General features: G+C 61.8%; 8 protein-coding genes. 6 read left to right on the forward strand and 2 right to left on the reverse strand.

Annotation, left to right across the window (positions count from 1 at the left end; translation table 11 throughout):
* The first annotated feature begins 231 nt into the window (after positions 1 to 231).
* From KHP07_RS26515 to KHP07_RS26535, 5 genes are all read left to right on the forward strand, one after another.
* Positions 232 to 2,982, forward strand: coding sequence for a TonB-dependent receptor (locus tag KHP07_RS26515; RefSeq protein WP_214498326.1), 2,751 nt, complete (start codon positions 232 to 234; stop codon positions 2,980 to 2,982).
* A 103-nt stretch (positions 2,983 to 3,085) separates the two neighbouring features.
* Positions 3,086 to 3,709: a heme acquisition protein HasA gene (locus KHP07_RS26520; protein ID WP_078050282.1), complete on the forward strand. Its 624-nt coding sequence runs from the start codon at positions 3,086 to 3,088 to the stop codon at positions 3,707 to 3,709.
* Positions 3,710 to 3,885: 176 nt separating this feature from the next.
* Positions 3,886 to 5,622 carry a type I secretion system permease/ATPase gene (locus tag KHP07_RS26525; protein WP_214498327.1) on the forward strand — a complete coding sequence of 579 codons (1,737 nt, stop codon included), beginning with the start codon at positions 3,886 to 3,888 and terminating at the stop codon, positions 5,620 to 5,622.
* Complete coding sequence (locus KHP07_RS26530) at positions 5,619 to 6,944, forward strand: HlyD family type I secretion periplasmic adaptor subunit (protein WP_214498328.1); 1,326 nt, start codon at positions 5,619 to 5,621, stop codon at positions 6,942 to 6,944. The genes KHP07_RS26525 and KHP07_RS26530 overlap by 4 nt, the downstream gene beginning before the upstream one ends.
* Positions 6,941 to 8,257 carry a TolC family outer membrane protein gene (locus KHP07_RS26535; protein ID WP_214498329.1) on the forward strand — a complete coding sequence of 439 codons (1,317 nt, stop codon included), beginning with the start codon at positions 6,941 to 6,943 and terminating at the stop codon, positions 8,255 to 8,257. The genes KHP07_RS26530 and KHP07_RS26535 overlap by 4 nt, the downstream gene beginning before the upstream one ends.
* An 88-nt stretch (positions 8,258 to 8,345) precedes the next feature.
* On the opposite strand, the gene trmA is transcribed toward KHP07_RS26535, so the two are convergent.
* Both trmA and KHP07_RS26545 read right to left on the reverse strand, forming a co-directional pair.
* Positions 8,346 to 9,425 carry a tRNA (uridine(54)-C5)-methyltransferase TrmA gene (trmA, locus tag KHP07_RS26540; protein ID WP_078050278.1) on the reverse strand — a complete coding sequence of 360 codons (1,080 nt, stop codon included), beginning with the start codon at positions 9,423 to 9,425 and terminating at the stop codon, positions 8,346 to 8,348.
* Positions 9,422 to 10,717, reverse strand: coding sequence for an NCS2 family permease (locus tag KHP07_RS26545; protein ID WP_078050277.1), 1,296 nt, complete (start codon positions 10,715 to 10,717; stop codon positions 9,422 to 9,424). Before KHP07_RS26545 ends, trmA begins: the two co-directional genes overlap by 4 nt.
* Positions 10,718 to 10,890: 173 nt before the next feature.
* Here KHP07_RS26545 and KHP07_RS26550 point away from each other — a divergent pair, with 173 nt between their 5' ends.
* Complete coding sequence (locus KHP07_RS26550; protein ID WP_078050276.1) at positions 10,891 to 11,337, forward strand: DUF4879 domain-containing protein; 447 nt, start codon at positions 10,891 to 10,893, stop codon at positions 11,335 to 11,337.
* Positions 11,338 to 11,431 lie beyond the last annotated feature (94 nt).

The raw sequence follows: 11,431 nt of genomic DNA on the forward strand, positions 1-11,431 counted from the left end.
AGATCAAGATCACGATCAAAAGCGGCTCGCTTCGCATCGTGGGTACCTGGGGCTACAGCGTTGTGTTTGTACTTGTGGTTATCGCCGGCAAGTCGGCTCCTTTTTGCTGCCTGACATCCCTTTGTTAAAAAACTTTTGAAAAAGTCTTACTGACTTCCTGCGCGTCGTACGTCTTGCTAGGTGAGAAGCATTCGCATAAACAAAAAACGCTTAGCGCAGGGAACATCCGAAATGTCAGCACTCAACAAGGGGCGTATCACCGGTAGCCGGTTAGCCCTGGCCATTCATCTGGGGCTGTTCGCCGCAGTCGCTCCGGTGTGTGCCGCGCAGCCGCAGTCGGGCGCGACTCAACCTGCCGTGCTGACGTTTGATATTCCCGCGCAACCTCTGGGCAGTGCCGTGCTGGCCTTTGCTGATCAGGCCGGTTTGCAGGTGTTGTTCGACAGCCAGCGTCTGCAAGGCTTGAGCAGCACGGCGATCAAGGGCAGTTTCAGCGTGCAGGAAGGCCTGGGCCGTTTGCTCGGGGCCGCGCCGGTGGAGTATCGCTTTACCAGCGAGCGCCAGGTCACGCTCAACCGTGTCCGCGACGATCACGACGGCGCCATGACCGTAGGCACCACGACCATCACCGGCAACACCAATGGCCAGGCCAGTGATTGGGTGTATCAGACCCCAAAGTCCGTGGCAGTCATCAGCCGTGACATGATCGACAAACGCCCACCCCGTCACGCGGCCGACATGCTTGAGGAAACCGCCGGCGTCTACACCGCCGTCAACCAGCGTGACCCCGGCCTCTCGGTGAATATTCGTGGCGTGCAGGATTACGGCCGCGTGAACATGAACATCGACGGCATGCGCCAGAACTTCAACGTCAACGGTCACCAGCAGCGCAACGGCACCATGGTGATCGACCCGGAGTTCGTTTCCAGCATCGAGATCGACAAGGGCAGCCAGTCGGGGCAGGGTGGGGCGGCCGTACTCGGCGGGATCGCCTCGTTCAAGACCCTGGACGCCAGCGAGTTCCTCAAGGACGGTAAAGAGATCGGCGGACGTTTTCGCGCGGGCAGCGGTATCGGTGAGTTGGGCAACGGTACCTACTTCAATGGCAGTGGCGTGTTTGCCTTCGGTGATGAGCGCGGCGATGTGCTGCTCGGCTATAGCGAGCGGCATTTCGGCAACTACCGCGCCGGTACCCACAATGACCAGAAGCTGGGCACCAACCTGCGTGCGCGCAAGGTCATGCCTGCCGCGTTCGATGAATGGTTGAACAGCGAAGTCGGCGACATGGGCAGCGTGACCCGTTCGCAGATCATCAAGCTCGGCCTCAACCTGCCGAATGACCAGCGTGTGCAACTGAGCTACCTGGAGAGTGACAGCGACAGCAACGATGCCTGGGCCTATACCTCCGATGACAATCAAAGTGTGTTCTACCACCGTGTCAGCAAGAACAACCTCAACGCCAAGAACTTTGCGCTGGACTACAGCTACACGCCGGATAACCCACTGGTCGATCTGAAGGCCAAGGTTTACTACGTCACCACTCAACTGGACCGTGCCAACACACCGAACATGGCGTCGGTGGGCACCGGCAACTACGTGGGGGCCTACACCGATCACTTCCAGACTGACACCTGGGGTCTACAGGGTGACAACACCTCGCGGTTTGATTTCGGCGAATGGGGACATGTGAGCTGGAACTACGGCGTGGAGTTGTACCAGGACGAGTTCAAGCCACGGACCAACAAGGTCGAAGCCGTCAACCTGCTCGGCCTGCTGCCCTATGCCGAAGGCGGCACGCCCGGCGGTAAACGTACCATCGCCAGCCTCTTCAATAACCTGCAATACGAATATGACGACTGGCTGACCGTCGACGGCGGCCTGCGTTACGACCGCTACAGGCTTGAAGGCGAAACCGGCATGACGCTGTACCGGCGTGATCGCTTCTACAGCAGCCTGGTGGGCGCCAAGCGCGTGTCCGAAGTGATTGATATCGACCGTGAGGAAGGCCAGTTTTCCCCGACCTTCGGCATCGCGGTTAAACCCGGCGTGGACTGGTTGCAGTTGTACACCCGCTGGGGCAAGGGCTGGCGCCCACCAGGGGTGACCGAAACCTTCATGACCGGTCGCCCCCACGGCGGCGGCTCGGGTGAGCGTGTGTTTCCAAACCCTTACCTCAAGCCGGAGGAATCCAAGGATTGGGAAGTGGGCATGAACGTGTTCAAGGAAGGGTTGTTGTTCAGTGACGACCGCCTGGGCATGAAGGTGGCTTACTTCGATACCAAGATCGAGAACTTCTCGTTCCTGAACACCAGCGTCAGCCTGCCGGAAACCACCGTCGGCGGCTTTCTCGGCACCATGGCCTACGTCAACAACACCAACCCCACGCGCTTTCGCGGCATGGAGTACCAGCTCAACTACGACATGGGCCGGGCGTACGCCAACTTCAGCTACACCCACATGATCGGCAGCAACGAGTTCTGTTCGAAGAACTACTACTTGGGCGGCGCGAAGAAGAACGGGCCGAGCACGTCGCGTATCGAGCGCTATGTGGACGCAAACGGCGTTTCCCGCATCCGGCTCGTGACCCGCTACGAAGTGCTCGACGATGACGTCGCCAACAACAAGGAAAGTTGCGGCCGGATCATGGGTAACGCCACCTACATGCCCGCCGACCGCGGCTCCCTGACCCTGGGGGCGCGCTTCCTGGACAAACGCCTGGATACCGGCGTGCGTGTGCGCTACAGCGCGGGCAATGGGGAGAACCTGAATCAGCAGGGTTACGACCTGATCGACCAGGCGCTCTGGCCCCAGTACACCCTGTATGACCTGTACGCCAGCTACTGGATGACCGACCACTTGAACATTGCGCTGGCGTTGGAAAACGCCACCGATGAGGCCTATTTCGTCGCCATGGGCGATGCCAACAACCTCAGCCTGGCCCGCGGCCGGACCCTGAGCGGGATGTTGGAATACAAATTCTGATCAGTAGCAGCCTGTACTTGATCAATGGTTTTACCCAAGGGTGGGTAAAAAAGTGCGCCACTTGTGCGTGCTCATCAATAGCGTTGTTTAACGAGGTTTAGTGATGACTATTTCTGTTAGCTACGATTCTGGCTTGGGTTCTATCACTGTTAACGAGTACCTGAGCGCCTGGGCCCTGGGCTTCGCCACTGCGGGTCACGGCAGTAGCAATACCGGTGGTTTCAGCAATGGCTCCCTCAGCGGTGACCAGTACGCTACCCACGGTGCCAACAGCTCGGATTACGCCTTTATCGCCGACAGCGACACCAGCAATGGCCTGCACTACGTGTTCAACCCTACGCTGCCGGCGAGCAGCAACCAGAACCACTTCCTGTGGGGCGAGCTGGATAACGTTCAACTGGGCACTGGCCTGGGCGGTGGCGGCGGCAGCGATTTCAGCCTGACCGACTTCAAGGTGGCGTTCAACGGCCTCGACCTGAGCGCGGCATCGGACGCCGGTCGCGTCGGCAACGAGGTGCAGAGCGTGATCTACGGCCTGATGCAGGGCAACACGTCTGCCCTGGAAACCGTCCTCACCGATCTGCTGGGTTCGATCGGCGAAGGCCTCAACAGCACCTTCGACGACATCGCCGCTGCGGTCGCCAGCCACGCCGCTTCCCCGGCGGCCACCGACGTTGCGCTGGTGGGCGTGCAAGACGTGGCGCAGGACTGGGCACTCGCGGCCTAAACCCTCTGCTGCATGAAAAAAGCGAATGGAAGATCGCTCTCCCATTCGCCGCATGACACACCGTCGTTGCCCAAGCCTTCTAATTCTTCAGGCGACGGCGGTGCCGAATTCTGCGCAGCGTCGCATGGCCTGTCAACGCGGCGACGCTGCCCGCTCAATCCTTTGAGAATCCCCAGATGCGCCACGCCGGCAACGAAACCCTGGCCGCCCTCACGGCCTATAAAAGTGGCTTCTTCAACATCGGCCTGTTCTCGGCGGTGATTAACCTGCTGATGCTCGCCCCGGCGCTGTACATGCTGCAGGTGTACGACCGGGTGCTGGCCTCGGGTAACCAGATGACCCTGCTGATGCTGACGCTGATGATCCTCGGCCTGTTCGGCCTGATGGGCGCGTTGGAGTGGGTGCGCAGCCAGGTGGTGATCCGCCTCGGCACACAGATGGACATGCGCTTGAACCAGCGGGTGTACGACGCTGCGTTCGAAGCGCAACTCAAGGGCGGCACCCAGGCGGCCGGCCAGGCGCTGCATGACCTGACCACCCTGCGCCAGTTCGCTACCGGCCAGGCGTTGTTCGCGTTTTTCGATGCGCCGTGGTTTCCGGTGTACCTGTTGGTCATATTCCTGTTCCACCCCTGGCTCGGCGTGCTGGCACTGGTTGGCGCGGTGTTGTTGATGGCGTTGGCGTGGGTCAACCATCACGTCAGCCAGGCACCGATGGCCCTGGCCAGCCAGCTGTCCATCGGCGCGAGCCAGCAGGCCACGGCCAACCTGCGCAATGCCGACACCATCGAAGCCATGGGCATGCTCGGCACATTGCGCGCGCGTTGGTTCAGCCAGCATCAAGCTTTCTTGGCCCAGCAAAACCTGGCGAGTGAAAAGACTGCGGCCGTCAGTGCCTGGTCCAAGGGTGTGCGCCTGGCGTTGCAGTCCCTGGTGCTGGGCCTGGGTGCCTTGCTGGCGGTGCAGGGCGATATCACGCCAGGGATGATGATTGCCGGTTCGATCCTGATGGGCCGGGTGCTGACCCCCATCGACCAACTGATCGGCGTGTGGAAACAATGGGGCTCGGCGCGCCTGGCGTACCAGCGCTTGTCGCAGATGCTGGCGGACAACCCCGCGCGGCCCGCCCGTATGAACCTGCCGGTGCCCAAAGGCCAGCTGAGCGTGGAGCACGTCAGCGCCTGTGCTCCCGGCAGCCGTCGGCCCGCGCTCGCCAACCTGGGCTTCACCCTGGCGGCGGGCGACGTCCTGGGCGTGATCGGGCCGTCGGGCTGCGGCAAATCCACCCTGGCCCGACTATTGGTGGGCGCCTGGGCGCCCCTGGCCGGCAAAGTGCGGCTGGACGGTGCCGACCTGGCCCTGTGGGACAAGCAGCAGTTGGGGCCGCACATCGGTTACCTGCCGCAAGACATTCAATTGTTCGCCGGCAGCATCGCGCAAAACATCGCACGCTTTGCCGAGGAGGAGGCGGACAAGGTCCTCGCTGCCGCGCAAATGGCCGGCGTGCATGACCTGATCCTGCAACTGCCCCAGGGCTACGACACGCAGTTGGGGGAGGGCGGTGCCGGCTTGTCGGGCGGCCAGAAACAGCGCGTCGCGCTGGCGCGTGCGCTGTACGGCCTGCCTGCGCTGATCGTGCTGGACGAGCCCAACGCCAACCTTGATGAAGTGGGCGAGCAGGCCTTGCTCCAGGCCATCAACCAGCTCAAGCAACAGCGCCGTACCGTGATCCTCATCACCCACAAACCCAACGTGCTGACCCTGACGGACCAACTGCTGATCCTCAAGGACGGTCAGTTGCAGGCGTTCGGGCCCACTGCGCGCGTGTTGGAGGCCCGGCAAAAGCCCGCCGCGAACAAGCCGGTGTCGACCCTGAGCATGAGTTACCGCCTCGGTGAAGGAAAACAGGCATGAGCCAGAACAAACCCGTGTTGATCAGCGAGGCGCCGAACAATGTGCTGGCGCTGGATGACAAAAAGTATTCGCGCCTGGGGTGGCTGTTGGTACTCGGTGGCTTTGCCGGTTTCCTCGGTTGGGCGGCGTTGGCGCCGCTGGACAAGGGCGTGGCGGTGTCGGGCAAGGTCATGGTGTCGGGCCATCGCAAGACCGTGCAACACCCGGCCGGGGGCATCGTCGAGCGCATTGAAGTGCGCGAGGGTGAGGTGGTCAGCGCCGGCCAGGTGCTGCTGCGATTAAAAGAAACCCCATTGCGCGGGCAGATGCAGTCGCTGCGCAGCCAGTACCTGGCCTCCCTGGCCAGCGAAGCGCGCTTGAGTGCCGAAAGCGAGGGGGCGCCGGCGATCACCTTTGGTCCCGAATTGCTCAATGATCCGGAGGCGGCGGGCACCCTGAACCTGCAACGACAGCTGTTCAATAGCCGTGCCCAGGCCCTGGCCACCGAGCAACAAGGCCTGCGCGAAACCATCGCTGGCGCCGAGGCGCAGTTGCGCGGGACACGGGATTCGCAAGCCAGCAAAGTCCAGCAACGCGCGGCGTTGAATGAGCAACTGCAGGGCCTGCGCGAACTGGCGCGTGACGGTTACATCCCGCGTAATCGCCTGCTCGACAGCGAGCGCCTGTACTCGCAGGTCGACGGCGCCATCGCCGAGGACTACGGCCGTATCGGCCAATTGCAACGCCAGGTACTGGAGTTGCGCCTGCGAATCCGCCAGTTGGGCGAAGACTTCCAGAAAGACCTGCGCAGCCAATTGGCCGACACCCGCACCCGCAGCGACGACCTGCGCAACCGCCTGGCCTCGGCCGAGTTCGAACTGGCCAACAGCCTGGTGCGCGCGCCGGCGTCCGGCGTGGTGGTGGGGCTGGACGTGTACACCGAGGGCGGGGTGATCAAGCCCGGCCAGGCGTTGATGGACATCGTGCCCCAGGGTGAACCCTTGTTGGTGGAGGCCAGGGTGCCAGTGCAGATGGTCGACAAGGTGCATCCGGGCTTGCCGGTGGAGTTGCTGTTCTCGGCCTTCAACCAGGCCACCACGCCACGGGTGGCCGGTGAAGTCACCCTGGTCTCGGCAGACCGCCAGGTCGATGAACGCACCGACGAGCCTTACTACACGCTGCGTGCCCAGGTCAGCGCGGCGGGCATGCAACAACTGGACGGCGTGCAGATACGCCCGGGCATGCCGGTGGAAACCTTCGTCAAGACCGGTGAGCGCTCGATGCTCAACTACCTGTTCAAACCCCTGATGGATCGCACCCATATGGCCCTGGTGGAAGAATGAAGGCGCTGTTGTTTACCCTGTGTTTTGGTTGTACCTCGGCGGCGCATGCCCTGGGCTTGCTGGATGCCTACGACTTGGCCCTGCGTAACGACCCGACCTTTCAGGCCGCTATCCAGGAGCGTGAGGCCGGTGAAGAAAATCGTGTGATCGGGCGTGCGGCGTTGTTGCCGAACCTGGCGTGGAGCTACAACAACTCGCGCAACGAATCCGAAGTGACGGCGGGTGATGTCACCAGCGACCGTGACTACCGCAGTTACGCGTCGACCCTGACCTTGCAGCAACCGCTGCTCGATTACGAAGCCTACGCGCGGTTTCGCCAGGGCACTGCCCAGGCATTGATGGCCGATGAGCGTTTTCGCGGCAAGAGCCAGGAACTGGCAGTGCGGGTGCTCAACGCCTATAGCCAGGCCTTGCTGGCGCAAGAACGTATTGAGCTGAGTCGCGCACAGAAACGTGCGTATGCCGAGCGCCTGCAACTCAATGATCGCCTGCTCAAGGGCGGTGAAGGCACGCGCACCGATGTGCTGGAAACCCAGGCGCGCCTGAGCCTGGCCCAGGCCGAAGAGATCGAGTCCCAGGATGCCCAGGACAGCGCCCTGCGCGAGCTGGAAGCCATCGTCGGCCAACCGCTGCAGATCGAAGAACTGGCGCCGCTGACGCGCCAGTTCGACATTCCGCCCCTGCAGCCCAACCGTTTCGAAACCTGGCGCGAAATGGCCATGGCCAATAACCCGGAGCTTAAATCCCAGCACCACGCCTTGGACGTGGCTTCCTATGAAGTGGAACGCAAGCGTGCAGGTCATATGCCCAAGGTCAGCCTGTACGCCACCAGCCGCCAGACCAGTTCCGATTCGGAAAGCAGCTACAACCAGAAGTACGACACCAACAGCGTCGGCATCCAGGTCAGCCTGCCGCTGTTTGCCGGTGGCGGCGTATCAGCCTCCACGCGCCAGGCGGCGAACCAGTTGTCCCAGGCCCAGTACGAGCTGGACGCGCAAACCTCGGCCACGCTGGTGGAGTTGCGCAAACAGTTCAACCTCAACACCAGCGGCGCGGCCAAAGTGCGTGCTTATGAAATGGCCGTCAGCTCTGCCACGGCTTTAGTCGCTGCGACGAAAAAGAGTGTGGCCGGCGGTGAGCGGGTCAACCTCGACGTGCTCGACGCCGAACAACAACTCTTCACCGCCCGCCGCGATTTGGCGAATGCGCGACATGCGTATCTGTTGGCGAGGATTCAGCTGAAGTATTACGCGGGGTTGCTGAGCGAGCAGGACTTGCGGGCCTTGGCGGGGTATTTCCAGCCCTCGGCATGAGTGGTTACAACCCGGCATTCGCCGGGTTTTTTGTGCTTACTCATCTGTAAAACCGCTTCGGCAAGCCGGCTCCTGCAGGTTTTGCGGGTTAGCGACGAGTCAGCAGCACCCCGGATTCCATGTGGTGGGTCCACGGGAACTGGTCAAACAGCGCACACTGGGTAATCTTGTGCGTGTCGTGCAGTTGCGCAATATTCGCCGCCAAGGTCTCCGGGTTGCAGGAGATGTACAGGATGTTGTCGAAGCGGCGGGTCAGTTCGCAGGTGTCCGGGTCCATGCCGGCGCGCGGTGGATCGACGAAGACGCTGCCGAATTCGTAACTCTTCAAATCGATACCGTGCAGGCGACGAAACGGACGCACTTCGTTCAGCGCTTCGGTGAGTTCTTCGGCAGAGAGACGCACCAGCGTGACGTTATCCACCGCGTTTTCATCAAGGTTGCTCAGGGCAGCATTCACTGAGGTCTTGCTGATTTCGGTAGCCAGTACTTTGCGTACACGCGTAGCCAGGGGCAGGGTGAAGTTGCCGTTGCCGCAATACAACTCCAGTAGATCATCCGGGCGATCACCCAGGGCTTCATAAGCCCAGTTGAGCATCTTCTGGTTCACTGTGCCGTTGGGCTGGGTGAAGGCGCCTTCGGGTTGGCGGTAGCTGAAGGTGCGGCCGCCCACGTCGAGTTTTTCCACCACGTAGTCATGGCCGATCACATCGCGCTTGCCCTTTGAGCGGCCGATGATGCTGACATTCAAGTCGGCTGCCAGCTGGTTTGCAGCGGTATGCCAGTGCTCATCCAGCGGGCGGTGATAGCACAGGGTGATCATCGCGTCGCCGGCCAGGGTGGTGAGGAACTCCACCTGGAACAGCTTATGGCTCAGGGCGGCGCTGGCTTGCCAGGCGGCCTTGAGCTGCGGCATCAACTGGTTGATGCGCTGGCTGGCGATGGGGAACTCTTCGATCAGGATCGGCGTGCGCTTGTCGTCCTGGGAGAACATCGCGTAGTGGCGCTCACCGCCTTCGCGCCACAGGCGAAACTCCGCGCGCAGGCGGAAATTCTGCAGCGGCGAGTCGAAGACCTGTGGCTCTGGCGCGTCGAACGGTGCCAGCAGGTCACGCAAGCGCGTGACCTTGTCTTGCAGTTGAGCGGTGTAGCGTGCGGCGTCAAAAGTCATGCGTTGAACCAGCCCAGCTTGATCACAAACAGAATCGACAGAATCACCAGCGCCGGGTTCAGCTCACGGTAGCGGCCCGAAAGCAGCTTGATGGCGGTCCAGGCGATGAAACCGAAGGCGATGCCGTTGGCAATGGAGTAAGTGAACGGCATCGCCAGGGCGGTGATCACCACCGGCGCTGCAACAGTGATGTCATCCCAGTCGATTTCGGCCAGGCCCTGGGTCATCAGCACCGCCACGAACAGCAATGCTGGCGCGGTGGCGAAGGCGGGAACGCTGCCGGCCAGCGGCGCGAAGAACAAGGCCAACAGGAACAGAACCGCGACCACGATGGCGGTCAAACCGGTACGGCCACCGGCACTCACACCGGCGGCGGACTCGATGTAGCTGGTGGTGGTCGACGTCCCCAGCAGGGAACCGGCCATGGCGGCGGTGCTGTCGGCAATCAGCGCACGGCCCATTTTCGGCATGTGGCCGTCCTTGCCCATCAGGCCGGCGCGCTTGGCTACGCCAATCAGGGTGCCGGAGTTGTCGAACAGGTCCACGAACAGGAACGCGAAGATCACACTGACCAGGCCAATGTCCAACGCGCCTTTAATGTCCAGTTGCAGGAACGTAGGGGCCAGGGACGGTGGCATCGACACGACGCCGCCGAACTCGGTGACGCCCAGCAGGATGGACACGAGGGTGACGGCCAGAATGCCGATCAGCACCGCACCGCGCACGGCGAGCGCTTCCAGCGCCACGATGAGCATAAAACCGAGGGTGGCGAGGATCGCCGCGGGCTTTTTAAGGTCACCCATGCCCACCAGCGTGTTCGGGTTGCCGACCACGATACCGGCGTTGTGCAGGGCAATCAGCGCCAGGAACAGGCCGATACCGGCGGCAATCGCCGAACGCAGCGGCAGCGGGATGCTGTTGATGATCCACTCACGGATGCGGAAGATCGACAGGATGAAAAACAGCACCGCCGAAATGAACACCGCGCCCAGTGCAACCTGCCAGGTGTGGCCCATGTGCAGGACCACGGTGTAGGTAAAGAAGGCGTTGAGGCCCATGCCTGGCGCAAGTGCGATCGGGTAGTTGGCGATCAGGCCCATCACGGTCGAGCCGATGGCCGCTGCCAGGCACGTCGCAACAAAGATGGCGCCCTTGTCCATGCCGGTTTCGCCGAGGATGCTCGGGTTCACGAACAGAATGTAGGCCATGGCCAGGAATGTCGTGATACCCGCGAGGATCTCGGTGCGCACGTTGGTGTTGTGTGCCTTGAGTTGAAACAGCTTTTCCAGCATGCCTGCTCCCTGTGACGCTCTGTGGCGTCGTGATTTGTTGACCTCTAAGTCAAAGCACAAACTGCGCCAAGCGCCTGTGGTTTCAGAGAGGATCGGAAAAAGCGGCGCATCATACCAGCAGCCGAGGCCTTGAGGCATACTGCGCCGACGTTTAAACGAAGGTCACCTGCAACATGAAAAACGCCAGCCCGTGGAGTCTAGCCCTGATCCCCTGTATCAGCCTGTTGCTCGGCGCAGCACCGGCGTGGGGCGCGACTGCACCGCCCTTGAGCGAAGTGCGTGTGTTCAAGGTTGAGTCAGCCGGTTGCACGGAAACCATCCCCGAGCGCGCACAGGACACCGCGATGTGTACGCACCGCGGCCCCACCAAGGTGTCGGTGATGGAAGTGGGCCTGGGGAATAATCCGGTCGGCCTCTTCAATGGCGCGGTGTTGAATGGCCAGCGCACGGCGGTGTGCCAGGTCGGCAACGTTAGCGAAGCCTGCAGTGGCGCCGGCACCTTGATGGGCTACATCTATGTGTTTGACCTGAATGTCGAGGCCCAGGGCTGGTTCCAATACAGCAACTCGTCCATCAACCCGCCGCGCAACACCTTGTCGACGCAGCTCAATATCCGCTGATCAATCACCTTGAACGCTCAATACCCTGGGAAGTCGTACCCCTGAGACGGCGACTTTCCTGAACGCCGCGGATGTCCACCAACCCGTGAGGTGT

The sequence above is a fragment of the Pseudomonas sp. VS40 genome, from assembly GCF_018587885.1.
GTDB classification, from domain to species: Bacteria; Pseudomonadota; Gammaproteobacteria; order Pseudomonadales; family Pseudomonadaceae; genus Aquipseudomonas; species Aquipseudomonas pergaminensis.

What these genes read in the sequence shown, in the direction of transcription:
- KHP07_RS26525 (WP_214498327.1), top strand. Translation starts at nt 3,886, where the DNA reads ATGCGCCACGCCGGCAACGAAACCCTGGCCGCCCTCACGGCCTATAAA.
- KHP07_RS26520 (WP_078050282.1), top strand. Translation starts at nt 3,086, where the DNA reads ATGACTATTTCTGTTAGCTACGATTCTGGCTTGGGTTCTATCACTGTT.
- KHP07_RS26545 (WP_078050277.1), bottom strand. Translation starts at nt 10,717, where the DNA reads ATGCTGGAAAAGCTGTTTCAACTCAAGGCACACAACACCAACGTGCGC.
- trmA (WP_078050278.1), bottom strand. Translation starts at nt 9,425, where the DNA reads ATGACTTTTGACGCCGCACGCTACACCGCTCAACTGCAAGACAAGGTC.
- KHP07_RS26550 (WP_078050276.1), top strand. Translation starts at nt 10,891, where the DNA reads ATGAAAAACGCCAGCCCGTGGAGTCTAGCCCTGATCCCCTGTATCAGC.
- KHP07_RS26515 (WP_214498326.1), top strand. Translation starts at nt 232, where the DNA reads ATGTCAGCACTCAACAAGGGGCGTATCACCGGTAGCCGGTTAGCCCTG.
- KHP07_RS26530 (WP_214498328.1), top strand. Translation starts at nt 5,619, where the DNA reads ATGAGCCAGAACAAACCCGTGTTGATCAGCGAGGCGCCGAACAATGTG.
- KHP07_RS26535 (WP_214498329.1), top strand. Translation starts at nt 6,941, where the DNA reads ATGAAGGCGCTGTTGTTTACCCTGTGTTTTGGTTGTACCTCGGCGGCG.